The organism is Marinobacter maritimus, from assembly GCF_007671675.1.
GTDB classification, from domain to species: domain Bacteria; phylum Pseudomonadota; class Gammaproteobacteria; order Pseudomonadales; family Oleiphilaceae; genus Marinobacter; species Marinobacter maritimus.
In genome coordinates, this window is sequence record NZ_VCGW01000002.1 from 766,683 (window position 1) to 792,617 (window position 25,935).

At 54.2% G+C, this 25,935-nt stretch carries 24 protein-coding genes and 1 tRNA gene; 13 read left to right on the plus strand and 12 right to left on the minus strand.

Translation table 11 applies throughout. The features are described from left to right. Nucleotides 1–11: 11 nt before the first annotated feature. The 7 genes from FFI90_RS10605 to FFI90_RS10635 form a co-directional block, all read right to left on the minus strand. Entirely contained in the window at nucleotides 12–1,271 is a 1,260-nt protein-coding gene (locus FFI90_RS10605; protein ID WP_144777977.1) for a restriction endonuclease subunit S, read from the minus strand. Then, nucleotides 1,264–3,006: a type I restriction-modification system subunit M gene (locus FFI90_RS10610; RefSeq protein WP_144777978.1), complete on the minus strand. Its 1,743-nt coding sequence runs from the start codon at nucleotides 3,004–3,006 to the stop codon at nucleotides 1,264–1,266. The genes FFI90_RS10605 and FFI90_RS10610 overlap by 8 nt, the downstream gene beginning before the upstream one ends. A gap of 247 nt (nucleotides 3,007–3,253) precedes the next feature. After that, a complete protein-coding gene (locus FFI90_RS10615; protein ID WP_144777979.1) occupies nucleotides 3,254–4,504 on the minus strand; it encodes a tyrosine-type recombinase/integrase in 1,251 nt (416 codons plus the stop codon). Nucleotides 4,505–4,623: 119 nt separating this feature from the next. Beyond that, nucleotides 4,624–4,699: transfer RNA gene (locus FFI90_RS10620), tRNA-Phe, on the minus strand. A 120-nt stretch (nucleotides 4,700–4,819) separates the two neighbouring features. Next, on the minus strand, nucleotides 4,820–5,092 hold the full coding sequence (locus tag FFI90_RS10625; RefSeq protein WP_144777980.1) for an oxidative damage protection protein: 273 nt from the start codon (nucleotides 5,090–5,092) through the stop codon (nucleotides 4,820–4,822). Nucleotides 5,093–5,181: 89 nt separating this feature from the next. Further along, nucleotides 5,182–6,246, minus strand: a complete 1,065-nt coding sequence (gene mutY, locus FFI90_RS10630) for an A/G-specific adenine glycosylase (RefSeq protein WP_144778330.1) — start codon at nucleotides 6,244–6,246, stop codon at nucleotides 5,182–5,184. Further along, nucleotides 6,246–8,462: an AsmA family protein gene (locus FFI90_RS10635; protein ID WP_144777981.1), complete on the minus strand. Its 2,217-nt coding sequence runs from the start codon at nucleotides 8,460–8,462 to the stop codon at nucleotides 6,246–6,248. Before FFI90_RS10635 ends, mutY begins: the two co-directional genes overlap by 1 nt. 213 nt (nucleotides 8,463–8,675) lie before the next feature. On the opposite strand from FFI90_RS10635, the gene FFI90_RS10640 reads away from it, so the two are divergent. The 5 genes from FFI90_RS10640 to hisF all read left to right on the plus strand — a co-directional run bounded on the left by FFI90_RS10640 (nucleotide 8,676) and on the right by hisF (nucleotide 12,077). Beyond that, complete coding sequence (locus tag FFI90_RS10640; RefSeq protein ID WP_144777982.1) at nucleotides 8,676–9,137, plus strand: SRPBCC family protein; 462 nt, start codon at nucleotides 8,676–8,678, stop codon at nucleotides 9,135–9,137. Nucleotides 9,138–9,264: 127 nt separating this feature from the next. Beyond that, nucleotides 9,265–9,858: an imidazoleglycerol-phosphate dehydratase HisB gene (gene hisB / locus FFI90_RS10645; RefSeq protein WP_144777983.1), complete on the plus strand. Its 594-nt coding sequence runs from the start codon at nucleotides 9,265–9,267 to the stop codon at nucleotides 9,856–9,858. A 58-nt stretch (nucleotides 9,859–9,916) separates the two neighbouring features. Next, a complete protein-coding gene (gene hisH, locus FFI90_RS10650) occupies nucleotides 9,917–10,558 on the plus strand; it encodes an imidazole glycerol phosphate synthase subunit HisH (protein WP_144777984.1) in 642 nt (213 codons plus the stop codon). Then, nucleotides 10,552–11,289, plus strand: a complete 738-nt coding sequence (gene hisA, locus FFI90_RS10655) for a 1-(5-phosphoribosyl)-5-[(5-phosphoribosylamino)methylideneamino]imidazole-4-carboxamide isomerase (protein WP_144777985.1) — start codon at nucleotides 10,552–10,554, stop codon at nucleotides 11,287–11,289. Before hisH ends, hisA begins: the two co-directional genes overlap by 7 nt. 14 nt (nucleotides 11,290–11,303) lie before the next feature. Continuing rightward, nucleotides 11,304–12,077 (plus strand): imidazole glycerol phosphate synthase subunit HisF, encoded by a 774-nt coding sequence (gene hisF / locus FFI90_RS10660; protein WP_144777986.1) that lies wholly within the window; start codon nucleotides 11,304–11,306, stop codon nucleotides 12,075–12,077. Here hisF and FFI90_RS10665 read toward each other — a convergent pair. The 4 genes from FFI90_RS10665 to gpmI all read right to left on the minus strand — a co-directional run bounded on the left by FFI90_RS10665 (nucleotide 12,074) and on the right by gpmI (nucleotide 17,117). After that, nucleotides 12,074–12,889 carry a divergent polysaccharide deacetylase family protein gene (locus tag FFI90_RS10665; RefSeq protein ID WP_144778331.1) on the minus strand — a complete coding sequence of 272 codons (816 nt, stop codon included), beginning with the start codon at nucleotides 12,887–12,889 and terminating at the stop codon, nucleotides 12,074–12,076. The two genes, hisF and FFI90_RS10665, sit on opposite strands and share 4 nt — an antisense overlap. Nucleotides 12,890–12,903: 14 nt before the next feature. After that, entirely contained in the window at nucleotides 12,904–14,301 is a 1,398-nt protein-coding gene (locus FFI90_RS10670) for a S41 family peptidase (RefSeq protein ID WP_144777987.1), read from the minus strand. A 108-nt stretch (nucleotides 14,302–14,409) separates the two neighbouring features. Next, nucleotides 14,410–15,549, minus strand: a complete 1,140-nt coding sequence (locus FFI90_RS10675; RefSeq protein WP_144778333.1) for a murein hydrolase activator EnvC family protein — start codon at nucleotides 15,547–15,549, stop codon at nucleotides 14,410–14,412. A gap of 20 nt (nucleotides 15,550–15,569) precedes the next feature. Next, nucleotides 15,570–17,117, minus strand: a complete 1,548-nt coding sequence (gene gpmI, locus FFI90_RS10680; protein WP_144778332.1) for a 2,3-bisphosphoglycerate-independent phosphoglycerate mutase — start codon at nucleotides 17,115–17,117, stop codon at nucleotides 15,570–15,572. 159 nt (nucleotides 17,118–17,276) lie between these two features. On the opposite strand from gpmI, the gene FFI90_RS10685 reads away from it, so the two are divergent. The 8 genes from FFI90_RS10685 to FFI90_RS10720 all read left to right on the plus strand — a co-directional run bounded on the left by FFI90_RS10685 (nucleotide 17,277) and on the right by FFI90_RS10720 (nucleotide 25,513). Further along, on the plus strand, nucleotides 17,277–17,693 hold the full coding sequence (locus FFI90_RS10685; protein WP_144777988.1) for a rhodanese-like domain-containing protein: 417 nt from the start codon (nucleotides 17,277–17,279) through the stop codon (nucleotides 17,691–17,693). Nucleotides 17,694–17,844: 151 nt separating this feature from the next. Beyond that, nucleotides 17,845–18,348: a protein-export chaperone SecB gene (gene secB, locus FFI90_RS10690; protein WP_144777989.1), complete on the plus strand. Its 504-nt coding sequence runs from the start codon at nucleotides 17,845–17,847 to the stop codon at nucleotides 18,346–18,348. A gap of 191 nt (nucleotides 18,349–18,539) precedes the next feature. Then, a complete protein-coding gene (locus FFI90_RS10695) occupies nucleotides 18,540–20,549 on the plus strand; it encodes a TonB-dependent receptor plug domain-containing protein (protein WP_246123479.1) in 2,010 nt (669 codons plus the stop codon). A gap of 35 nt (nucleotides 20,550–20,584) precedes the next feature. Then, complete coding sequence (locus FFI90_RS10700) at nucleotides 20,585–21,727, plus strand: HmuY family protein (protein ID WP_144777991.1); 1,143 nt, start codon at nucleotides 20,585–20,587, stop codon at nucleotides 21,725–21,727. A gap of 1 nt (nucleotide 21,728) precedes the next feature. Further along, complete coding sequence (locus FFI90_RS10705; RefSeq protein WP_144777992.1) at nucleotides 21,729–22,805, plus strand: hemin-degrading factor; 1,077 nt, start codon at nucleotides 21,729–21,731, stop codon at nucleotides 22,803–22,805. Next, complete coding sequence (locus FFI90_RS10710; protein WP_144777993.1) at nucleotides 22,796–23,644, plus strand: heme/hemin ABC transporter substrate-binding protein; 849 nt, start codon at nucleotides 22,796–22,798, stop codon at nucleotides 23,642–23,644. Before FFI90_RS10705 ends, FFI90_RS10710 begins: the two co-directional genes overlap by 10 nt. After that, nucleotides 23,634–24,668: a FecCD family ABC transporter permease gene (locus tag FFI90_RS10715; RefSeq protein ID WP_144778334.1), complete on the plus strand. Its 1,035-nt coding sequence runs from the start codon at nucleotides 23,634–23,636 to the stop codon at nucleotides 24,666–24,668. Before FFI90_RS10710 ends, FFI90_RS10715 begins: the two co-directional genes overlap by 11 nt. Continuing rightward, nucleotides 24,668–25,513 carry a heme ABC transporter ATP-binding protein gene (locus tag FFI90_RS10720; RefSeq protein WP_144777994.1) on the plus strand — a complete coding sequence of 282 codons (846 nt, stop codon included), beginning with the start codon at nucleotides 24,668–24,670 and terminating at the stop codon, nucleotides 25,511–25,513. Before FFI90_RS10715 ends, FFI90_RS10720 begins: the two co-directional genes overlap by 1 nt. On the opposite strand, the gene trmL is transcribed toward FFI90_RS10720, so the two are convergent. Then, complete coding sequence (trmL, locus tag FFI90_RS10725) at nucleotides 25,450–25,935, minus strand: tRNA (uridine(34)/cytosine(34)/5-carboxymethylaminomethyluridine(34)-2'-O)-methyltransferase TrmL (RefSeq protein ID WP_144778335.1); 486 nt, start codon at nucleotides 25,933–25,935, stop codon at nucleotides 25,450–25,452. The two genes, FFI90_RS10720 and trmL, sit on opposite strands and share 64 nt — an antisense overlap.

Sequence of the window (25,935 nt, forward strand, 5' to 3'; positions counted from 1 at the left end):
CGGGTGCCGTATCAGGCAACCGCTGACTCCTTTTGATCGACTTTGACTCGGACCTTGCCGGTTAACAGGTCTTGCATGAGGGCTTTTTTGAGCTGCCTTAAGTCAGCTAATTTTCTTGTAGTTATATCAATTTTGGCGGAAATAGCCCCAATAGCCGCAACAATTTGGTCTTGCTCGACTTTTGGTGGGACTGAGATCAGCAGGCTAGCCATATCTTTCCAGTAGATAGCGGCAACACTTGTTGTTCCGGACACCAACTGCGCTAACGATTGAAGACTCGTTGGCAGATTCAGAAAGTAGCCTACGAAAAACGAATTCATCGAATTGTAAAAACGAAGTCGAAGTAAGTTATTGTCATAGGTAACTGAATTTGACATTCCGACATAGTTCGCACTTTTTCCAACCAACTCGGGGGTGTTCCGTGTATTGAACAATAAGTCACCATGTTGAAGTAGCAATGGTTCGATTTCTGAAGAATATGAAACCCACTCTTGCTTTGAGTAGACGACCTCGCCATTTAAAAGGTTGCCCATTTTCAGAAGTAAAACGTTCTGGTCCCCTTGCCCCCTCAGGGTGGTCCCAAGTACTTTTGATTGCACGATTTCGCTGAGTGGCACCACAGCCCAGCTTTCGGGTATCCGCCCCACCGGCGAATCCTTAAACTCCGTATGCCCGATCCCTTTGGTCAACAACTCCTGCATCATGCCGGTTTTTAAGTCTTTCAGCTTGTCGATCTGCGCGCGTGTTTTTTCGATCACGTCATCGACGGATGAAAGGATGGTTGCGATTTTTTGTTGTTCGGGGAGTGGGGGAATTAAAGTTGGTATATCCTCCATCTGTGCTTGGTTTACAGATGGTACGGCACCCCCTTGAACGATTTCTCTGAGATCAACTTCCTGAAGCACGTAATATAGGAAATTATTGTCGTCGCTGTTGGGTATTGCAGCCATCATGTTGTTATCAATAGCTGTTTCGCGAGTAAGTATGCGACGTCGATTTAATAAAAGTGCAGCGCCTACTTTTGCGAATACGACCGAAGATGCGGGGAATAACTTTATCTTAGCCTCAATCTTCGTTGCCTGATCAATCCAATGATTTGCGTTGGTGATGAAACGATGATTGCCATCAATATTCATATCACTGACTTTGATAAAGGGATACTCGCCTCTTCGTCTTCCTTGGTATTTTTCTTTGAATGCACTTCCGCCAGAAAATTTGCAGAGTTCTCGAAGGCTCGCTGCTTCCCAGTCGTTTGGAACTGTATTACTCATATCCCAGCTCCTTCAGATACGCCTTCATCGCATGCTCAGCTTCCGCCACCTGTGCATCCAGTTCGCTCAATGACACGCTGTACTTGTCCCACCAACGTTCCAGCTGGGTGATTACCTTGGCGTCGGTATCGCCCACGACTTTACGAATGGCGTCTTTGGTATCGATCTCCGGTTTGAAGTCGTAGTACTCTCCATGCGCTGAAGGCTCTCCATCCCGCTTTACGAACACCGTGGACACGTCGAAGTCTTCCAGAATTTCTTCCCGGATGTACTCGCTTTCCACTTCCCGCACTGGAATGCCACCGTGCAGGATGGCGCGCACGTCGAAGATTTCCGGGGGCGGGCTGGTGTCTGCGTAGCGGCGGATGTTCAGGTTGTAATCGTTTTCGGCAATTTCAGCCAGGGTGACGACTTTGGAATAGCGTTTGATCTCTGCGTAGTCGTCGAAGGTCTGGACGATCTTTTCAATGTCCCGCTGGCGGAGCTTGTTCTGGTTCTTGCCTTCTTCGTATTCCAGTTCGCTGTTGATGAACAGCACCTTACCTTTACGCTCTGCCGGTTTGTTTTTGTTGATGATCAACAGGCAGGCGGGAATGCCGGTGCCGTAGAACAGGGCGGCGGGCAAGCCAACCACGGCTTCCAGCAGGTCATCGTTCAGAATGCCCTGGCGAATGGCTTTTTCGCTGGCACCCCGGAACAGAACGCCATGGGGCATCACCACGCCCATCATGCCTTCAGAATTAAGACTGGCGATCATGTGCTGAACGAATGCTAGATCACCGGCATCCTTGGGGGGTGTGCCGTAGGGGAAGCGACCATAAGAATCACTGTCCGCTTCTTCCTTGCCCCACTTCTTCAGGCTGAAGGGCGGATTGGCAATCACCCGGTCAAAGGTCATCAGCTCACCGCCATGGGTATGCTGCGGATCACCGAGCGTGTCACCTTTGCGAATGTCCGCACTGTAGACCCCGTGCAAGAACATGTTCATCTTGCAGATAGCCCAGGTGTTCAGGTTCATCTCCTGACCGAACAGGGACAGGTTAGACGGGTTTTCACCGTGGGTCGCCAGATAGTTCCGGGTCTGCACCAACATGCCGCCAGAGCCTGCTGTGGGGTCGTATATTCGCATCCCCGCTTCGGGTTTGAGCAGCGACACCAGCAATTGCACCACTTCGGATGGTGTATAGAACTCGCCGCCTTTCTTACCGGCGCTGTCCGCGAACATCTTGATCAGGTATTCGTATGCCGTGCCTAGTAGGTCCGGGCGTTCAAAGTCTTCGTTGCGCAGGCGGTAACGGCTGAAGTGGCTGAGTAGGTCCCGCAGCTTTTTATCAGAAAGTTTATTCTTGATGTTGAAGTCGATGGATACCAACACGCCTTCCAGTGAGGCGTTGTATTCTTCGATGGCTTCAGTGGCTTTATTCAGTTCCGCGCCGATGTCGTGTTTCAAGTCCTTGATCGCATCCCAACGGGCAATGGGCGGTATATAGAAGGTCTTATCGTACTCGTCTTCATCGTCTGCCAGTTCACGGGCTTGGGCATCAGTCTTACCTTTGCCAACGTAATACTGAACCACGCCTTCACGGGCTTCATCAAATGCGTCTGACAGGCGCTTAAGGAACATCATGCCGAAGATGTAGTCTTTGAATTCGGATGCATCCATGTTGCCGCGCAAGATGTCGGCGGTTTCCCATAGGAAGGATTCTAGCTGTTGCAGGGTGATGTTGTGGCTCATTCAATAGGTTCCATTTACTGCAATGATCATGGGTGGTTGTGGGTGCCCATGAGGATAAAAATGCCTTTGAGTGTAGCTGTGTGGGCATATGCGGGCAATGTGTGGAAATGATCAGGCTAGTGGGTGCGAACGACAGGCAGTGTCGCGCAGAAGTTAAAAGCTGAACGTAAAAGTGTGTAAACGGCGAACCAAGGTTGCCGAACAATGGGGGCAGAGCAGGGGGAGTTAAAAGATTCTCTAAACAGTCCTAAATCCAGTCTGCATCGAATTCTTTTTCCTTGTTTTTTTCTCGTTCGATCAAGGCTTTTGTCTTTTTGTATTCTGCAATATCAGTGTCTTGAAGTACGCGCGCGTAGTGATTTTCTATAATTTTTACGGAGTTTCCTGCCTTTAGTGCGATTTCATTAAGGTTCATTCCTTCACATATCTGATTACAGATGAAGCTGTGACGTAACGTGCTCCTGCTCCGACGATTCATGTTTTTGTCGTGCTGTATTTTGTGTTTTTTTACTATTTCATTGAACTTTTTTTTGTGATCGGACGGGAAGACAAGCGAATTGGAGTTGTCTCTTATGTTTAATCCGCGCCGCTTCATGATTCTCTCAACTACTTGACCGCTTCCGTCTACACCGGTAAAGCGACGCCCATCTGTTTTGCGTCCGTCCTTTGAATGAAGGTGGATGATGGCAAGCTTAGCCTTTGTCCGCCTGTTTCTCTCAATTTTTTCTATTTCATTAAAGGTGAGGGTGCTCAGTTCTTCAGTGCGAAGTCCGGTAGACAGTGCAAGGTGAACGTAGTCGCGCAAGCTTTCTGCATGCTCAATTTCATTCTTGCGTTTACGTTCATATTTTTTCTTAACATTTTCGTCTAGCGCGTCCAGTAAGATTTTCTGTGCGCGTAGGTTGAACCACACAAGGGGTTTACGTGGTTTTCGTTTCCTGCCTCGTGAATGTCGTTCTAATACTGGGACTTCATGAATCACCTGCATATCCACCCCAGCATTTAGGCACATGCGCATCGCGCTTTTGATGTAGTCCAGTGTTCGGGGTGCTAGATGTGGTTTTTCAGAAATTACCTTGGCGCGGTAGGTCATCCACGTTTCTAGGTTGATGGACTTGATGGGCTTGGAGCCTAGAGACGGGTCAATTTCGCGGAGATAATAGTTCTCTAGGGTTTCCCATGTACTTTTTTGTGTAAACCCTTGTGCGATGTCTTGCAGATACTGGGTTCGGGCAAAGCGGTAGCAGTCGTGAACGGTAGTTTCTGGTGTGAGTGATACACGTTCGCCCTGTTCAACTTTGTCGCTTACTCGCTGGAAGTCCTCAAATGCGACTATGCAAGCTTGTTTAAAATCGGAGCAATGGGCTGATTTTCGGTGATCGAATGGTTTGCCGTTTGGTTGGGTGACGTAAAAGCGGTATTGCCAGACATTCGCTGTCTCGTTGCGCTTGTACATCTGGATTTTATTTTCGAGGGGATGGGGTGTTTCACATGCCATCTTACACACGTCCAATAGCCTAGGGGTGGCTCAATTCTAACGTGTGCGAGTGTGTAAGTCTTGTGTAAGGACTTGAGGTTTTTCCTTTAAAATCTAAGTCATTGATTTTAAAGGAAAAATGGTGCCCGGAGGCGGAATCGAACCACCGACACGAGGATTTTCAATCCTCTGCTCTACCAACTGAGCTATCCGGGCAAGTTGCCATACTGCTGTGCAACGGGGCGCTATTAAACCGGTTTCGGTGTGGTGAGTCAAGGCCGGCCCGGAAAATTTCTGAATCTTTTCAGGGTTGATCAGGCTTTGATCAAACCGGTCTTATTTCTCCGGCGGTACGTAGCCTTCGGCTTTGTCGAAGGGTTCGTTATTGAAGAAACGCTCCATCTGCGCCTGCAGGTATTTACGGGTGTTGGGGTCCATCAGGCTCAGGTGTTTTTCATTGATCAGCATGGTTTGCTCGTGCTGCCATTCTTCCCAGGCCTGTTTGGAAATGTTCTCGTAGATGTCCTGGCCTTTTGCGCCTGGCATTGGCGGGAAGTTCAGGCCTTCCAGCTCTTTCTGGTGTTTGCGGCAGAAAACGGTGCGGCTCATGATCGCTCCTGTTGTCATAGATAAGTGGCTGGATGATAACAGATAGTGCCGGTTGAGCGAGTGGGCGCGGGGTGATTGGGACAGAGTTATCAGAGCAGGGTGGTTTGTTCCGGATTGGTGAGCAGCGTGCGGATTGGCGCAGGCAGGCCAAGGGTCAGTGCTTCGTGCCTGTGCAGCCATTTTTGCTGCGCATCATCCTTCACGTTATTTTGCCCGGTCACGTCCAGCCGGGCCGGCTGGATGTGGAGGTGATAATGGGAAAACGTATGGCGGAAACTGCTGATCAGCTCCGGTTCTCCGCAGTTAAATCCAAGGCTCTGTTCACAGGCTTCCTGGAGCTCCTCCGCACCATAAGCCGGGTCCAGTTCCGGTAAGCTCCAGAGGCCACCCCAGATACCGCTGGGCGGGCGACGCTCCAGCAGGATCCGGCCTTCGTGATCTTCCAGTATGACCATCCAGGTGGTTTTTTCAGGTTTCGCTTTTTTAGGTTTGGAGCCGGGGTAGAGGCTGGTCTCATCTCTGGCGTATGCGGTGCAGCCTTGTTGCAGAGGGCAATCATTGCAGGCCGGTCGGCTGCGCGTGCATACCATCGCGCCCAGATCCATGATGCCTTGGGTATAGTCCCGTACACGTTCGTTCGGTGTATGTGCCTCGGCGTGTTCCCAGAGCTTCTTCAGCACGGGAGCTTGCCCGGGCCAGCCGGGAACGGCGTGATAGCGGGCCAGTACCCGTTTCACATTGCCATCAAGAATGGCTGCGCGCTTGCCGTATGCCTGGGCAACAATTGCGGCTGCAGTGGAGCGGCCGATGCCGGTGAGGCTTTCCAGCTCATCCTGTGTGTCGGGGAAAGTACCGCCAAAATCCTCCACAACAGACACGGCGGCTTTTTGCAGATTGCGTGCACGGGCGTAATAGCCCAGCCCGGACCAGTGGCTGAGCACGTCATCGACCGGCGCCTTTGCAAGGGACTGCACATCCGGGAAGCGTTCCATGAAGGCCTGGAAATAGGGGATAACAGTTGCAACCTGGGTTTGCTGAAGCATGATCTCGGAAACCCAAACCCGGTAGGCATTGCGGTTGTGGTGCCACGGCAGGTTATGCCTGCCGTTTTGGTCGTACCATTCCAGAAGGCTTTCAACGAACCTGTCTGCTATCACTTGAACAGGCCTTTGAGAGCATCTTTTACCTTGTCGCCCGCACCCTCGCCGAGCTTCTCTTCGAGTTTTTCGCGAGCCTTCTCTTCAACTTTTTCTTTGGCTTTGTCCACTTCTTCGTTGGCCTTTTTCCGCGCGGCGTTTGCTGCAATGTCTTTCAGCGCGTCGCGGAAGCGCGAGCCATCAAAGGAGCACAGGCTGGCTGCGCCGTCCGAGAAATCACCTCGGCACTCGACCGGAATAACAACGTCTTCGACATATTCGGTTACCCGGCAGGCGTTATCGCGATGAATTTCGCCAACAATCCGCAAGCCCAGTTCGTAATCAACCAGAGACTGCTTCATATCAACGGTGCCCTTACCTTCGAGCTTCATGCCTGCCAGCGACGCGATCAGGTTCGTGTTGTTGAAAGTGTTGCCGTTGATCTCCAGGGTGCCGCGCATGTCGTTGAACGGGGTCGTGTCGCCCCAGTCATCAGTCGTCAACTGCTCCTGATTAACCAGCGCAATACCCTGGCAGGCCATGCGGGTCAGGTTCATATTACGGAACTGGCCTTCAGCAAGATTGAAGCTGATCTGCCCATCTGCCTTGTCCCGCAGAACCGAGATACGGTTCCCGGAGGTGGTGGCGTTTATTTTGAGGTTGGCACCACCAGACAGCATGGTGACTTCCGCCACATCAGCCAGCATTGGAAGAGTCTGCACATTGCTTACATCGGAGTTGATTGACCACTTCGGGGTATCGCTGCGGGCATCAATGGTGGCTTTGGCGCCAAAGCTGCCCTCGTAAAGTTTGCCGCTGAACTCGTCTACTTTCAGCAAGCCGTTGCTGGCAGTTGTGCTGGCTTTGATTTCGTTGATGGTCAGGTTGCTTACAGTCAGTTCGCCCAGCCCGAAATCGATATCCAGCAGCAGGCTGCGCAAGGTTTCCAGTGGCAGAAGGTCGCCCTCCGGAGCCGTTCCTGCCGTCTGTGCGGGAGCATCGTTGGCACTTTCCGTAGCCGTCTCGCCTTCAACCTTTGGCGGCAGGTAGCGATCTGCGTTGAGCTTGTCGCCCTGAAGATTAAATACAATGCCGCCGTTGTCGAGGTTATAGCTGCCGGAGCCTTTGAATGTGGTGTCATCCAGTTTGATCACGAGATCTGACAACGCTGGCTTACCCGCATCGCCGCCAATGCTGGTCGAGAACGCGAGAGCCTGCAATACATTTTCATCAGTCGTTTCAACGGCGGGTTGCCCCAGGTTTTCGAGCAGGTCCTTGAGGGAAAACTCGGCGATGGCTATTTTGCCTTGCACGGTTGGCTTGTCGCCAAAGCCCTTAACATCAAGATTGGTTTCCAGTGTCAGGTTTGCGAGGCTGGCGGTGAAGTCACTCAGCGTCGCCGTTTCGTTTTCCAGGTTGGCTTTGGCGGAACCGCCCAGGTTGGCCGTTACCGATTTGCCGGCAAAAGCTTCGCCGTTCATTTTGAATTCGGCGTCCAGGCCGGAAACGGCAAAGTCGTTCAGCGCTTCGTTGGCCGCCAGGCGGGCCTGGATGCTCCCGTCTACAGAAAACTGTGGTTGCGTTGTTTCTACGCGAAAGCCAACTTCAAGCGGGAATTCAGAGCCCAGAGTAATGTTGCTGGCGTTTACGGTGAAATCTTCAAGTGTCACCGTCTGGCCGGTTTGCAGGTCGCTGTAATGTACCTGTGCATTGCTGATCTGGACGTTCTCGATATTGAAATTCAGAGGCTCACTGCTGCCTTGCCCGTCGCCGGTTTCCGTGGTGGCTGGTTGTTCTGGCTCGCTGGCAACGTCCTGTTTGTCCTTCTGCGCGACACCGTCTGCTGGCTCCGGCATGATGCGAGTCCAGTTGCCTTCACCCTGTTCATTAACCGTCAAGCGCGCGTCGAGGCCATCCAGAACGAAAGTGCTGACCTGCGGCGACATGGCAATCAAAGACCAGAAGTCGACCTGTGCGACCAGTTGTTTCAGTGCAATCAGGCGCTCGCCATCCAGGGTGGCCTCGACATCGTTCAGCTCAAGCCCGAGTGGAATAAAAGACCATCCGATATCGCCGTCCAGAATCAGGTCCAGGTTGGTTTTATCCTCAACCACTTTTTCGATTTGCGGTTTGTAATCGTTCGGGTTGATAACGGCCATGGCAATAGCAATCGCGCCGATGGCGAGAACAACAAGTGCAACGATGGCGATCAGCGCATAACGTATGGCTTTCATGATTCAGGCTTCCTTTCTTGGTGCGGGAGCTTTCAGGATTCAAAGCGAATCCGGGCGCGAATATGCTAAAGGATAACGCAGGGTTAACAAATTAACAGGGCGGGAGTATGACAATGCCGTAGTGTTAGGCCAAAATGCACCCATTGTTTTCTGGCTCGACTGTTACGCTTCAAGATAAAAAGTGGTTCGCATAAACATAATAAGGAGTTCGCTGTGGCTATTACTGTGTCGATTGAACTGAACCGGGAACTTGAAATTCCGGGTAGCTATGATGAGGTTTTTGCGCTGCTGGCGGATGTGCCTCGCTCTGCAAGTCATTTTCCGAAAGTCCACAAACTGACCGATCTGGGCGACAATATCTACCGCTGGGAAATGGAAAAGGTGGGTATCGACAAGCACGCAATCCAGTCCATATACGCCAGCAAGTACTATTCGGACAAGGAGGCTGGAAAAATTACCTGGGAGCCGGTGAAAGGAGAAGGTAACGGTCTGGTGCGTGGATCCTGGACGTTGGCGGCAAAAGGCGACAAGGCGACGGCCGCGAAATTCCAGACCAGCGCCGAACTGACACTGCCATTGCCCGGCTTGCTGAAACTCGCTATCAGCCCCGTTATCAAGCACGAGTTCAACGGTCTGGTGGATACGTATATGAACAATTTGAAGAAGGCTTTCTGATTTTTTTGCAGGCAGACTGGCTATCGTGCCGATTAACCCCGCTATGGGACTCCTGAGGGCATAAAAGGTATAATCCCGGAATGAAGTTTTCCGGCGTTGTGCCACCTCAATTTGCTACGGAGTCCCCATGGCCGAACGTAAGGCTCGGGTAGAACGAAATACCCTTGAAACCCAGATCAGCGTTGAAATCAATCTCGACGGCACCGGTAAATCGAGCTTTGATACCGGCGTGCCGTTCCTTGAGCACATGATGGAGCAGATTTCCCGTCATGGCTTGATCGATCTCACCATCGTTTCCAAAGGTGATCTGCACATTGACGATCATCACACGGTAGAAGATGTGGGCATTACCCTGGGCCAGGCCTTTAAGCAGGCGGTTGGCGATAAAACAGGTATTCGCCGCTACGGTCATGCCTATGTGCCCCTTGATGAAGCGCTCTCCCGCGTGGTGATTGATCTTTCCGGCCGCCCGGGTCTGATTATGGAAGTACCCTTTACCCGCAGCACCGTGGGCGGATTTGATGTGGACCTGTTTGAAGAGTTCTTCCGTGGTTTTATTAACCACGCTCTGGTGACGATGCACATCGATACTTTGAGGGGCAAGAATACCCACCATCAGATCGAAACCGTGTTCAAGGCCTTCGGCCGCGCCTTGCGTGTTGCCATTGAAATGGATGAGCGCATGGCGGGTATTACACCGTCGACCAAAGGCCTGTTGTAGACCACCGCTCTTAGCCGCTTTCAGCTGCTCCTAGTCACATAAGGACACCGTACTAACCATGAAAACCGTTGCCATCATCGACTACGGCATGGGGAACCTTCACTCTGCCCGTAAGGCGGTAGAGCATGTAGCCCCGGATACCAGGGTTCTGGTAACCGACAATGCGGATAAAATCCGCGAAGCCGACAGGGTGATTCTTCCCGGCGTCGGCGCCATACGTGATTGCATGGCAGAGATTCGCCGGCTGGGCGTGGATACGCTGGTACGGGAAGTGTCCCGTGATCGGCCATTCCTCGGCATCTGTGTCGGCATGCAGGCGCTTATGTCCCGTAGCGAAGAGAACGGTGGCGTTGACTGTATCAACCTGTTCCCTTCTGAAGTGCGTTTTTTTGGCGAGAACCTGGTAGAAAACGGCGAGCGCCTGAAGGTGCCTCACATGGGGTGGAACGAGGTTTATCACGCCATGGAGCACCCGCTTTGGCAGGGTATTCCAGATGGTGATCGCTTCTACTTTGTGCACAGTTACTACGCTGAGGCAGAAGCTAACGCAGACATCGCCGGGCGCAGCCATTACGGCGTTGATCTTGCGGCTGCGGTGGCCCGGGACAACATTTTTGCTGTGCAGTTTCACCCGGAGAAAAGTGCCAGGGCAGGGCTGCAACTTCTCAAGAACTTTACTGACTGGAATGGAACATGCTGATTATCCCCGCCATTGATCTGAAAGATGGCCGATGCGTACGCTTGCGCCAGGGCCGTATGGAAGACTCCACCGTTTTCGGTGGCGACCCGGTTGATATGGCCACTCGCTGGGTGGAAGCCGGTGCCCGTCGCTTGCACCTTGTGGATCTGAACGGTGCGTTTGCTGGCGAGCCGGTTAACGGAGAAATCGTTAAAGCCATTGCACGCAAGTACCCGGATCTGCCAATACAGATTGGCGGCGGTATCCGTTCGGCGGAAACCATCGAAGCCTATCTCAAAGCCGGTGTGCAGTGGGTTATTATCGGAACCAAAGCGGTCAAAGAACCTGAGTTCGTGACTGAAATGTGCAAGCGCTTCCCCGGGCACATTATTGTGGGGCTGGATGCCAAAGACGGCCGCGTCGCCACAGATGGCTGGGCCGAGGTCTCCGAAGTGATGGCGACCGATCTGGCAAAACGCTTTGCCAGCGATGGCGTTGAAGCGATTGTTTACACCGACATCAACCGCGACGGCATGATGCAGGGTGTAAACGTTGAAGCCACTGCTGCTCTGGCAGAAGAAGGTGGCATTCCGGTTATCGCCTCCGGTGGCGTAACCAATATGGATGATCTCAAGCGGCTGGCGCCGGTCGCTCACAAGGGCATCATCGGTGCTATCACCGGCCGTGCTATTTACGAAGGTACCCTGGATGTTGCAGAGGCCCAGGCGTTCTGTGACTCCATGAAAGGCTGAACAAGGTAGAACTTATGACACTGGCGAAGCGTATTATTCCCTGTCTGGATGTGGACAAAGGGCGCGTTGTGAAAGGCGTCAACTTTGTGGATATTCGGGATGCCGGCGATCCTGTGGAAGTGGCCCGTCGCTATAACGAGCAGGGCGCCGACGAGATTACCTTTCTGGATATTACGGCAAGCCATGAAAGCCGCGACACCACCTATGAAACCGTGGAGCGCATGGCGTCCGAAGTCTTCATTCCGCTGACAGTCGGCGGCGGCGTTCGCACTGTCGCGGATATACGCAATCTGCTGAATGCCGGCGCAGACAAGGTGGCCATTAACACCGCAGCGGTATTCAACCCGGAGTTTGTGCGTGAAGCTGCTGATCGCTTCGGTAGCCAATGTATTGTCGTGGCTATTGATGCCAAGAAAGTCAGTACCGAAGGTGAGGAACTGCGCTGGGAGATCTTCACCCACGGCGGTCGCAAGCCAACAGGTCTGGATGCTGTGGAGTGGGCCCGTAAGATGGTAGATATGGGTGCCGGCGAGCTTCTGCTCACAAGCATGGACAGGGACGGCACCAAAATCGGTTTTGATCTTGATCTGACCCGTGCAATCAGCGATGCGGTCGTTGTACCGGTAATTGCTTCAGGCGGTGTGGGTGAGCTGCAGCATCTGGCGGATGGCGTAACCAAAGGTGGCGCGGATGCCGTGCTGGCAGCGTCTATCTTTCACTTTGGCGAGCACACGATTCCAGAGGCCAAGGCCTTCATGAAAGCTCAGGGAATTGAAGTCCGGGATTAGTCTTTTTTAGCGAAAGCAGGCCGAATGGTCTGCTTTTCCCCTTCTGCAAACATCCTGCGGTTGTTGTTACGTATCGCCCAGAGACCGCTCACCGTGGCAACGGCAATGCCTTGTTCATCAAGTAGCGGCAGATGTTTTTCGAGGTAATCGACGGTCACGGTATGTGGGTGGCCTATACCGACCGCACTGCCGTTCTCTTTTGCCCGCCGAATCAGTTCTTTGAATTGCTTGTCTACAAATTCTTCCGTTTGCTCGTGATCCAGAAAAACGTCCCGTGTCAGGGTGGGTACCTGATAAGCTGCGGCAACGTCGCCTGCAATGGATGAAGCAATGGTTCTGCTGTCGACAAAATACACCGGGTAGCGGTAGAGCTCTTTCATCACCCAGTCCATGGGCTTGAGCTGCTGAGTCAGCAAGCTGCCCATATGGTTGTTCACACCGCGTACGTAGGGAATGGACTGCAGGGCGCGGCGCAGAGTGGTTGTCAGGCTCTGCTCATCCATATCCGGTGTTAGCCCGCCAGGGCCAAGGCCAAAGTTGCGGGTGTTGGCCATGGGCGCGTGCAGCATGATCTCCTTGTCGCGGCTGTGCGCCAGGCGGGCAAGCACACCTGTGTGCCGGCGATAGGGCAGGAACGCCAGGGTCAGTGGCTGGTCCAGGTTGGCAAGCCGCTCGCCCTCGTGCAGGTTATGTCCCATATCATCAATAATGATGGCGATGGTTGGGGGCACATCACTTTTCGCCGGATCTGCCGCGACGCCGCCAGAGGCAAGGCTAGTCAGGGCGGCCAGTGCCAGGCTAACCAGAGTCAGATTAGAGAGCGCCTTCACTGTGCTGTGTCAGCTCCCTTGCGGTTGAGAATGTGTAGCCCTTTCAGCAAATTCAGTGCTGAGTGCAGCTGGTAGTCTCGGTCGGCTACTGAGCCGACCTGATTCTCCGGCGTCGGCTGCTTACTGTTACCTTCCACTTCCTCATCCTGGCCAATCAGGTGGCCGCTCAGATCGGCTTCGGTAAAGAATGGGCGGCTATCCAGTTCCTTCAGTTCTGCGGGCTTCACTTCAATATCCGGCTTGATGCCTGTGGCCTGGATCGAGCGCCCGTCGGGTGTGTAATAGCGAGCTGTTGTCATTTTGATCGCGTGGGTTTCATCCAGCGGGATAACCGTTTGGACGCTACCCTTGCCAAAGGACTGGGTGCCCATGATCACGGCCCGCTCATGGTCTTGCAGAGCCCCTGCAACGATTTCGGATGCAGAGGCGGAACCGCCGTTGATCAGGACAACAATGGGGGTTCCTGCCATCACATCGCCGTCTTTGGCGCTGAAACGAAGGCGAGAGCTCTGGATTCTGCCTTCTGTATAAACAATCAACCCCTCGTCCAGAAGTGCGTCTGCAGTTGCTACAGCTGCCTGCAGCACCCCGCCCGGATTGTTGCGAAGGTCGAGCACCAGCCCGTCAAGCACGCCGCCATGATCCGCTTTGAGCTTGTTCAGTGCTTTTGTGAACTGTCCGCCGGTCTCTGCCTGGAACTGTGTCAGCCGCACATAACCGTAGCCGTTTTCGATCATGCGGCTTTTTACACTGGTGACCTTGATAACAGCCCGCTCAACGTCAATCTCAACGGGTGCGCTTTCACCGTCGCGCATGATGGTCAGGGTAAGTATGGTGCCGGGCTTGCCCCGCATGAGCTGCACAGCTTCTTCCAGACTCATGCCTTTTACGGGTTTCTCATCAAGTTTGATGATCAGATCGCCCGCCTGAACGCCGGCCTGATCGGCGGGCGTATCGTCAATGGGAGCAATAACTTTTACAAAACCGTTCTCCATGCCCACTTCAATCCCCAGCCCGCCAAACTCGCCGGAAGTGCTCTCTTCCAGTTTTTCATAGTCTTTCGGTGCCAGATAAGTGGAATGCGGGTCCAGATCGGAGAGCATGCCTTTGATAGCGCTTTCCAGTAACTGTCTGTCGTCTACTTCTTCAACGTAAGCAGCTTTGATGCGACTGAAGACCTCGGTGAACTTGCGCAGATCGTCCAGCGGCAATTGTTTTTCCGGGTCGGGCAGGGTGATTTCAACACGCTCTCCATCCTGGATGCCTTCCAGAACCTGGGAGCCCGCTGCCGGTTTGTCCTGTGCGAACGCCAGTCCGGGAAGAGTGAAGAAACAGGCGGCAAGTATGGCAGAGCGCAAAGGTAAGGCTTGGAGTTTGCTTTGGACCCGTTTCATTCACATATCCCGTGGTTATTCCGATAGTTGAGCGGAAAGCTGAGCAGAATTCCCTGTTCCCGACAGTATGGCGTCAGCGGGCGCGTTTGTCAGCCCTGCTGCCGGGCTTCATTTGCCCAGCCAGCGCCCCGGGTTGTCTGGTTTGCCATTATGGCGCACCTCAAAATAAAGCGCCGGGCTTTCTGTGCCCCCGGTGCGACCAGCCAAAGCAATGGCCTCTCCGGCGGCAACCCAGTCGCCGGGGCTGGTAAACAGACTGCTGCTGTGGCCATAGAGTGTCATGTAGCCATCGCCGTGATCAATAATTGTTATCAGTCCAAAGCCCCGGAGCCAGTTCGCAAACACAACGCGGCCGTAGTGAATGGCTTTTACTTCCGCGTCTTCGCTGGTCTGAATTAGCAGTCCGTTTCTGCTTAGTTTGCCATCTGCGTATTTGTCGCCAAACCGGCTTGTGACCTTGCCCTTTGCAGGCCAGGGCAGTTTATTTCTGAGCGACGGAAAGGGCTGTGACTCGTTTGGCGATGGAATACTGGCAATGGCTTGTTGAACTTCCGAAAGCAGCTTCTGCAATCGCTTACGATCCGATTCAAGTTCATCTTTCTCGCTGCGACGGTTGCTTATGTCCTTGTTGAGAGCCGCGAGAGTTATCTGGCGCTCCTGGCGAGAGGCCTGCAGTTCCTGTTGGCGCTTGATAACGCCGGCCTCGGTTTTTGCAAGCTCGGCTCGGGTACTCTGAACGGCAGCTTGAGTAACCTTCAGTTCTTGCAGGCTTTTCTGGAAGGCTTCCAGGCGCCCGACCGTGTCGCGGCTGAGATATTCGTAGTAGGTCATGGTCCGGGCAATGTTGTCCGGATTGATTTCGTTGAGCAGCACTTTTACGGCTGAGGCGTCACCTTCCATCCATGCTGTGCGGATCTGCTGTTTCAGGCTTTCGCGCTGGCGTTCCAGGGTTTGTGTCAGTTCCCGCTCTTCGCCCTGGAGCCCGGCAAGACGCTGCTGCTGTTTTTTGACCTGCTCTCGCAGAGACCGACGCTCGCGTGTCAGCCGACTGATCTTGCGTTCGGCATCGGCCAGCTGCCGCTCCAGGGAGGAGCGGTCCTTTTCGGCATCGGCCAGCCAGCCATCAATATCCTCTATGCGTTCCTTGAGGGCTTCAATCTGGGCTGGAGTAACCTCTTGCTCGGATGCTGCCGGCACCGCACCCAGTGAAAACGTGAGTGCGAACGCCAGTAATGCCGTCAGACGCAATGGCAAGGCCTGCTTCTGAATCAACCGATTTTGACCAGGCTATGCCCGGTCATTTCTTTCGGTTGTTCCAGACCCATCAACGCGAGCAAGGAAGGTGCTACATCGCTCAGGTTGCCGTCGTCACTCAGCTTTACTGCTCGGCTGCCCGTGTAAACCAGAGGAACTGGCCCGATGGTGTGTGCTGTATGAACCTGGCCAGAATTCGGATCTGTCATCTGCTCGCAGTTGCCGTGGTCGGCCGTTATCAGTGCCTGACCATCGACCTCTTCCAGCGCTTCGACCACGCGCTGCACGCACTGGTCAAGACATTCCGCAGCCTTGATGGCGGCGTCCAGTTTACCGGTGTGGCCCACCATGTCGCCGTTGGCGTAATTGCAAACCACCAGGTCGTACTTGCCGCTCTTTATGGCTTCTACCAGCTTGTCGGTTACTTCCGGTGCGCTCATTTCAGGCTGCAGGTCGTAGGTGGCCACGTTGGGTGAGGGCACCAGAATTCTGTCTTCGCCAGCAAAGGGTGTTTCCTGCCCGCCGTTAAAAAAGAAGGTTACGTGGGCGTACTTCTCGGTTTCAGAAATGCGTAACTGGGTTTTGCCAAGGTTGGACATATACTCGCCCAAGCCGTTAACCAGTGTCTCAGGTGGGTAGGCGCAGGACGTTTCAATATCTGCAGCATACTCTGTAAGCATTACAAAATCGGCGAGCTTGGGGTGTTTTTTGCGCTCAAATCCGTCAAAGTCCTCGCCTACAAACGTGCGGGTCATTTCCCGTGCACGATCAGCCCGGAAGTTCATGAACAGAACTGCATCGCCATCATTAATGTTGCCCGCGGGCTCACCAGCACTTTGGATACGGGTTGGCTTTACGAATTCGTCGTTTTCACCTCGCTCGTAAGCCTGCTCCAGACCCGAAACGGGGTCGGCGGCCGTGAATTCCGATTCACCCAGAGTCATCAGGTTGTATGCGGCTTCAACCCTGTCCCAGCGGTTATCCCTGTCCATAGCGAAATAGCGACCGACAATGGATGCCACCCGGCCAACGCCAAGGCTTTTCAGTTTCGCGGCAGCCTTCTCCAGGGACGGGCGAGCGCTGCGAGGAGGCATATCACGCCCATCAAGAAACGCGTGAATATACACTTCTTTTGCGCCCCTTGAGGCGGCAAGCTCAGCGGCTGCCAACATATGATTTTCATGGCAGTGAACGCCGCCGGGCGAAAGCAGGCCCATAAGATGAACGGCGCCGCCATTACCCACGGCTTTGTCTATCGCGGAACACAGGGCCGGGTTTTGATTGAACGTGCCTTCTTCGAGATCCTTGTCAATGCGCGTAAGGCTCTGATAAACGACGCGACCGGCGCCCAGATTCATGTGCCCGACTTCTGAATTGCCCATCTGGCCCTGTGGCAGCCCTACAAACATACCGGAAGTATTAATGAGAGTTCGGGGCCTGGATTTCCAGAGTTTGTCCCAAAAAGGTGTACTGGCGTTGCTGATGGCGTTGTCTTCGGCGGGATCACGATGGCCCCAGCCGTCCAGAATTATCAGTGCTGTCGGCTTGCGCAGTGCTGTCATCATTCAGTCCGGAAGTAGAAAAGCGGTAAGTTTACAGAAGTCGATGTGAAGCTTATCCATTTTTGCACTTTGAGGCCACAGTCGTCACCTGTATGGTCACCTTCTGTCCGGCGAGCAGGCTGTGTATAATCCGCCCAAACTTATTTTCAGGGTAACCTCATGGATCGGTTGTTTGAATTTGTCGTTAACCACTACGTTCTCGCCTCGCTGTTTGTGGCCTTTCTGGTCGCTATTCTGGTGCTGGAGTCCAGGCGCGGTGGTGCTAAAATCTCTGCCCAGGGCGCCGTTAGCCTGATCAACCGGGATGAGGCCATAGTGGTTGATATCCGTGATCGCAAAGAGTTTGGCGAAGGCCGCATTACCGGCTCTGTGAATATTCCACTGAACAGTCTGAAAAGTCGTGCTGCTGAATTGAAAAAGCACAAAGACAAACAGATCATCGTAGCGGATAAAATGGGACAGCATTCCGCCATGGCGGTTAAGCAGCTCAATGCCGAAGGTTACGCCAATGTGGTGCGACTGAATGGCGGAGTCAGTGACTGGAAAGCCAGCAACTTGCCGCTGGTGAAGAAGTAGAGGCTGCTTCAGAGGTTGATCTGAGCACCGATCTGCCGCACTGTTTCACATAACCGAGCGCCGCCAGACAGTAGACTGTTTCGGCAGATGTAATCATAACAATGGGTCTTGAGCCCACTCTATCGACTCTACAAAAGGGAAAGGACTTAACATGGCTGAGAATCAGCAAGCCGCTGCAGGCAGTGATAACCAGAACCAGGCCCAGTTTGCCCTTCAGCGTATTTACGTGAAGGATCTGTCGTTTGAGTCCCCGAACTCACCGGTGGTGTTTCAGGAGCAATGGAAGCCGCAGGTGAATCTGGACCTGAACACCGCTCACACCAAAGTCAGTGACAATCAGTATGAAGTTGTTCTGTCGCTGACAGTAACAACGAAAATCGACGAGAAGGTCGCTTATATTGTCGAAATTCAACAGGCGGGTGTGTTCCTCGTGGCCGGCATCGAAGGACCACAACTTGGTCAGATGCTGGGCGCTTACTGCCCGACTATTCTGTTCCCTTATGCCCGTGAAGCCATCGACGGTGTCGTAAACAAGGGCAGCTTCCCGGCATTGATGCTGGCACCGGTCAACTTCGATGCCATCTACGCTCAGGCGCTCCAGCGCAAGCAGAGTGAGGCTGCTGGGGAAGCCGGAGAAGAGCAGAAGACGCACTGACCGTTTCGCTCTGATCTGACCCCTGAACAGCCCGGCAAGCGCCGGGCTGTTTCGTTTCTGGCCCTTCGGTTTTATCGCCCTCCGCGTCTCCCGCTTTAAATAAAAATGAATCTCATCCATAAAAATCTTGATTTAAGTTAATGCTTGAATAAGAATTACTCGTATTCGCATTTATGATTAAGAGGTTTGTTTTGAAATCTTCCACTTATCGTTGGCTGTTTACCGGTTTGTATCCGCTCACATTCTTTGCATTGGCCGTAGCCTCTGCACCTCTGTATGCCGCCGGGTATCTGGATGAGTTGGTTGTTACCGGCACGCGCAGCGAGCGAACGGTTCTTGATACTCCGGTGCGTACTGAGGTTGTTACCGCCAGGGAGATTGAAAAAACCCACGCACGGAATCTGAAAGAAGCTCTCATAAACGTACCTGGCCTGCAGTTGCGGGAAATACACGGTAAGCCGGGGTATGAAGTGTGGTTGCAGGGTATCGATGCGGACCGTGTACTGGTGCTGGTGGATGGCATGCCGTTGAGCGCTACAACTGGTTCGGCCATTGATGTGAGCCAGCTTGCGATGCTGGATATTGAGCGGATTGAGGTGGTAAAAGGCGCTGTTTCGGCCCAGTACGGCAGTGCGGCTATGGGTGGCGTTGTTAATGTGATTACCCGTGGCGTGGGGCCGGGAATCACAGGGATGTTCTCCGCAGATGCCGGTACTTACGGTGACCAGAATCCCTCCGGCGAGAAGTGGGATGCTGCCCGCTACAGCGGTCGCGCGGCGGTATCTGCTGGCAATGAGCAATGGGGCGTGCGGGTGTCCGGTTCATCGCAGCACTCTGATGGCATTGATCCGGAGCCGGAAACCTGGGCCCGCCCAGGGGACGAGTACGATCGCAACGATGCCACAGTCCGTCTGGACTGGTTGCCAGCCGGGAACAATAAACTGTCCTGGACTGGCTCGGTTTTTGATGAAAGCTCCAGTTCTCGCTTTAGCGCACTTCCAGGCGGCACCATTAATCAAGGTAAAGACGAAGATGTGCGCCGTCTCAGAACCACCCTGTCTGGCGATCATGGTAACGGTAACGGGCTGCGTGGGAACTGGGCATTGCTACACGAGCAATTGAGCGATGATACGTCCAAGTTTTCCGTTGCCGGCACCTTTGACCGGCGTGAGGCGGATATCTCACTCTCCCAGGCTTCCGGGCATATCGAATCCGCAGTGGGCGATGCGCATAGCGTCCAGATTGGGGCAGATCTGAGGCGTGAAACGCTTGAACAGTACAAGGATGGTGTCTCAGAGCTTGCCAGCAATGAAGAGTTCTCCAGGGAGGGCTATGAACTTTGGGCTCAGGATACCTGGTTCGTAATGGACAATCTGGAGATCGTCAGCGGCCTGCGTGGGCAGCGGGATTCTGATTTCGGTAATCACCTGGCGCCGAAGATTAATGCCCGTCTCGGTTTTGAAGATGGAGAGGGCTTTGACAGCTTCATTCGCGCTGGCGTGGGCTCGGGCTATCGTGTTCCTAACCTCAAAGAGCGCCACTATCGTTTTGATCACAGTCAGCTGGGATACATTGTTAACGGTAACCCGGAACTTGAACCTGAATCGTCTGTTAGCTATCAGCTTGGCATTGGCGGTCATTTTGAAAAGAAGATCTGGTTTGATGTAAACGGTTTTTTCAATGATATCGATGATCTGATTCAGACCGCTGCAGACCAAGAGGCAACGGATGCACGCACGGACAATGTTCAGGTCTACCGCTACAGCAACATTGATCAGGCCCGCACCTGGGGCGTCGAGTCCACAGTAGGTTGGGAAATCTCCAAAGGCTGGCGCGTATCTGCCGGGTATACCTGGACCGAAACGGAAGATGTAGCAACGGGTATTGACCTCAACCGACGCCCACAACATCAGCTACAGGCTTCTATAGATGGTCTGACAGGCGTGCACGGCTTGTCCTGGTCAGTAAGAGCCCGTAACCAGAGCTCTGAGTATGTTGATTCCTCCCTGGGCAGAAAATCCCCCGCTTACAGCGCTGTCGATTTCAAACTCAATTACCGGCTTCTCCCTGAGCTGAAGCTGTTTGCGGGCATTGACAATCTTACCGATGCGCAGCGTGATTTTTCCGACCCTGACGACTTCCAGCCCATTGCCGGTAGGTTTCTCTATACCGGTTTCTCAATGACTCTTGGCAGCCAATGACTGTCACCCTCGATTGAACAATAAGGAACCCTTACATGGATCAGCACAAACTGAAGTATCTGGCTCCCGCTCTTGGCCTGATGATGACTGCGTGTGGCGGCGGCAGTGAAAACAAGATAGCTGGAGAAACGGACGAAGGGGGGCAAGGGGATAGCGATTACAGTCAGCAAGTGATTGATGCCATGGCTGAAACCCGGTATCTGAACCTGGCTACAGGAGAGACGGTTGCCAGTGATGGGGACTGGCACCTGGCCTTCAATCGCACCAGCGTGTTGCTTAACTCGGGGGATTCCGGCAATGGCAGCGTTGCGGGCGCGGTGGGGGATGAACAGGCGGATTTTTATGATGTCGCCGGTGACCCGGATCTGAACAAGTTTGTTGGCGCGACAGCGGATGGCGAGCTGGACCATCTTGCGGATTCATTTCCCGTGCCGGAAAGCTGGACGTCCGATGGTGTGGTCTATGCATTTGGGGATGGCTGGTCGGCATACGGTGCCGGGGGCGTTATTTCGGAGGTTCCCGACATAGGCTATCTGGTTCGCTCCGGCGAGGGCGACAGCTATGCACGCATGCGCGTCGTGGATTTTGATTTCCCCACCAGGGCCGGAAGCGGTATTGAGAGCTTCAACCTTGAATTTGAAGTTCAGGCAGCGGGTACTACCCAATTTTCGGGTTCAACGGTTAGCTTCACGGAGCCCGCTGAATACGACGGCGGCGATGCCTGTTTCGATTTTGATACAGGCGCAGCTGTTGATTGTGCCACCTCGGATGCATGGGATGTGCTGATCGGTTTTTCTGGTCGGGAGTGGTACATCAAGACCAACAGCGGGCCATCCGGCACGGGGCAGGGCGGGGCGCTAGGGCCGATTTCCTGGGCAGAGTTGTCAGCCTACACAAGCGCAACAATCGATAATGCTACAGGCGAATCTCTTGAGCATGCTTACGTCCCCGACGCTACCGGCGGTCTGTTCGCAGGCAGCAGTTGGTATGCCTACAACCTTCAGGGTGCCCACAAACTACGGCCCAACTTCCGTGTGTATCTGATCGACAGTGACTCCGAAGATGCCTCTGCCCCCATATATGCGATGCAAATTATCAACTATTACGGGGCCGACGGTAACAGTGGTCAGCCAGAAATCCGCTGGAAACAGGTCACTCTCACAAGCGAGGAGAACTGAAATGGAAGCACTCGTTACTGAACCGGAAATGACACTTGCGCAACGCTGGCAGGGGCTGCTTGAAGAGCAGCCCAAGCTCCGAATTCGCAATGCAGCTGAAGCTCTTGGTGTTAGTGAGCTGGAATTACTGCTTAGTCGCGAAGACGGCGTTCGGCCATTGAAACCGGCGTTTGGCGCACTAATGTCGGCAATGGATAATGTGGGCGATGTGATGATTCTTACCCGCAACGATCAGGTGGTGCATGAAGTAACCGCTACATTCAGAAAATTCACCGTAGCAGGTAAGGGAGCCATGGGGCTTGCGGTGGGCGACATTGATGTCCGGGTGTTTCTGAACCATTGGGCCCACGGATATTTGGTAACTGAGAACGCGGGCAAAATAATCCGCGAAAGCCTGCAGTTCTTTAGTGCTTACGGTTTGGCCCTGCACAAAATCTATAAAACGGATGCCACAGATTCCGCCGCCTGGAATGTGTTGCTGGGTAACTATCTGGACAACCCCCTACCGGCTCCACAGCTGACTGAGGTGCCGGCGCGGGAGCCGCGCGCAGATGCGGGCACAATTGATGTGGCAGCGCTACGCAAGCACTGGTCCGGCCTGAAGGATGTGCATCACTTTCACGCCATGCTCAAGCGCAACAAAGTGGACCGCCTGACAGCAATTGAACTTGTTGGTACTGAGTGGGTTACTCGCCTGAAAGCCACCACCCCGGAAATCCGTTCACCGCTGGACAGAATTCTGGAGCAGGCAAAATCCAGCAACTGCTCGATCATGGTCTTCGTCGGGAACCCGGGTATTGTCCAGATCTATTCCGGAACGGTAGATAATGTGAAGCGCATGGGCCCGTGGATTAATGTGCTGGATAAAGGCTTCAATCTGCACGCGAATACCGATGGCATCAAAGACTGGTTTGTGGTTCGCAGGCCGTCGACCGATGGCACTATTACGTCGCTGGAAGGCTACAACGCAGACGGCGAGATAGTGATTACACTGTTCGGAAATCGCAAACCAGGCAACCCCGAATCTACTCATTGGCAGGGTGAAATTGAAAAGCTGGAGCGCACCTTATGCGCATGAGAGTAGTGGTTGCGGTGTGCGCGGCTTGTTTCTTCGGCCTAACGCTGGCGGAAGCCGCGGAGCCGCGCATTGTCAGCGCCGATGGCAGCATCACAGAAACGGTTTATGCCTTGGGGGCAGCGGGCAGCCTGGCGGGAGTGGATACGACCAGTAACTACCCTCCGGAAGTTCGATCGCTGCCAAGAGTGGGCTATTTGCGTGCGTTGCCTTTTGAAGGCGTACTGGCGCTGCGGCCGGATGTGCTTCTGACAACCGTTGAAGCTGCGCCAGATAAAACGCTGGAGCGACTTAAGCGGTCTGGAGTGGAAGTCATCCAGTTGCCAGTAGCCCGTTCGCCAGAGGATACCATGGCGCGTATTCGTGAGATTGGTCGGGTTCTTGGCAAAGACGCACAGGCGGAGGCTATGGTTGCCGACATGCAACAAAGAGTTGAACGCATTGGTGCAGTGGCGGGAAATTCGCCGGTGCGGGTGCTATTCCTGATGGCGGCGGGGAATCATGGAGTCATGATCGCAGGCCGGGATACTGCAGCTGATGCGCTTCTTCAAGCTCTTGGCGCGAGCAATGCAATGGATGAGGTGAGCGGCTACAAGCCTGCTAACCGTGAGGCACTGTTGGCCTCCTGGCCAGATGCCATTGTTATCGCAGAATCCCGCCCCGGTCAGTTCGATATTGCCGAGTGGCCGCAACTGGCAGCACTGGATGCCTGGAAGAAGGGCCGGCATTACGTAGGAGACAGCATGCTGTTGCTGGGTTTTGGCCCCCGGCTGCCGCAAGCCATGGAAGAGGTTGCGGGTGTATTGGCTAAAGTGGGCCGGGTTGCCCGTAATGGTCATTGATGGTGCCGGCCGGCTGGCAAAAGGGCCGGCTTTACTGATGATTCTCGGGGCCGCTTTTGCGGTCTCTGTGGTTTCCGTCAGCAGCGGCGCCTATCCGCTTTCTACAGCCGATATCCTGGCGGTATGGATGGGTGATCTTGATGACGAGGTTGCCAGCATGGTGCTTTTCGATGTGCGCCTCCCTCGCTTGGTTCTTGGCTTTCTGGTGGGCGCAGTGTTGGCCGTTTCGGGCGCGATTCTGCAGGGCCTGTTTCGCAATCCGCTGGCAGACCCCGGGCTTATCGGTGTCTCGGCAGGGGCGTCCCTGGCGGCTATTGCCGTTATCGTGCTGGGCGGCACTTGGTTGGGAGGTTGGCTCGACCTGGCTGGCGTGTGGGCACTGCCTATTGCCGCTTTTTTTGGCGGCAGTGGTACGGTTCTTCTGGCTTGGCGCATCGCCCGGAGAGCGGGGCAAACATCGGTAGCAACCTTGCTGCTGGCGGGGATTGCTATCAATGCCATCGCAGGCGCAGGTACGGGTTTGCTGACGTTTTATTCCTCTGATGAAGAGCTGCGCTCACTGACATTCTGGACCATGGGTAGTCTGGGTCATGCATCCTGGGATGATGTTGCCATGGCCGCACCCTGGCTTTTGCTTTCGTTGTGTGCAGCGCCTTTTTTGGCACGGCCGCTGGATGCCTTTCTGTTAGGTGAACAGGTGGTCGGCCACCTTGGCTACAACACCGATTGGACCAAGCGCGCAGCCATACTGATCGCCGGGCTCGGCGTGGGTGCTGCTGTGGCGGTTAGTGGTCTGATTGGTTTTGTCGGGTTGGTTGTACCCCATCTTGTGCGACAAACCCTGGGCGCAGGGCACCGGATCGTATTGCCGGCCAGCGCGCTTGCTGGTGGAACACTGTTGGTGGGGGCTGATTGCCTGGCGCGGGTTGTGGTTGCACCGGCAGAACTGCCCATAGGATTGATGATGGCGTTGATAGGCGGCCCGTTTTTTCTATTGCTGCTATTGAGAACGAGGATAGCGTGATGCTTTTGCACGTCGACGGTTTGGGTGTTCATCTCTCCGGAAAGCCGATCGTCCGCGACCTTGGTTTTCAGTTGGATGCGGGCGAAATGCTCGTCATTTTGGGGCCCAATGGGGCGGGCAAGTCTACTTTGCTTAAAGGGTTGGCGGGCGAGCACAAGATGGGCGCGGGGCAGGTGATGTTTGTCGGGCGGGCTTTGTCAAATTGGTCGAACCGCGATCTGGCCAGGCACAGAGCGGTTATGCCCCAAAGGGTTGAGGTTAACTTCCCTCTGACGGTAGAGGAAATTGTGCGTATGGGACGCCCGCCCGAGCCGCTATCAAAAAGCATGCCTGTTCTTTCGGAATTGATGGAACTGCTGGACATAACCCACCTGCGACATCGCCTTGCGCCGGGCTTGTCCGGCGGTGAACAGCAACGGGTTCAACTGGCCCGGGTACTGGCGCAGGTATGGAGTACAGCTGGCCCAGTGTTACTGTTGCTCGATGAGTGCACTTCGGCTCTGGATCCTGCGCACCAACAACAGGTATTTTCTTTGCTTCGGCGGCTGGCGAAGCAGCGAGGTTTTGGAGTGTTGGCGGTTGCCCACGATCTGAATCTGGCAGCCAGATTTGCAGACCGGTTGATGTTGCTCCACCAGGGGCAGAGCTATATCTCAGGCCAGCCTTCGGCGGTACTCACCGAGGCGGTTCTGGCGGCGGTTTATGGGTTGTCTGCAAGGGTTCTGGAGTTGGATGAGGGCTATCCGCTGGTGATACCTCAGGATGATGCGCGGGTATCGGCTTATGCCGAGCCTTCACTTTCAAGGTTTGCGCCTTTGAACCCTAGCTGTCGCCAGGCTTCATAGACCACCAGCGCAGCGGTGTTCGACAGGTTCAGGCTGCGGCTCTCGGGGCACATGGGTACTTTCAGGCAGTGGCCTGCTGCTAAACTTTCGCGCACGCTTTCCGGCAGGCCGCGGGTTTCCGGCCCGAACATCAGGTAGTCATCGTCCTGATAGGCAACCTGATGGAAGTAACGCTGGCCTTTGGTGGTGAGGCCAAACAGGCGCCGGGGCTGCTCGCTGTCGAGGAACGCCTGATAGCTTTTATGGACCTTTACTGTGGCGTATTCGCTGTAGTCCAGCCCGGCCCGCCGCATCTGTTTGTCTTCCAGAGTAAAGCCCAGAGGCTCAATCAGATGCAGCCGGCAACCAGTGTTGGCGCAAAGCCGGATGATATTGCCGGTGTTAGGCGGTATCTCCGGCTCGTACAGCACCACATTCAGCAT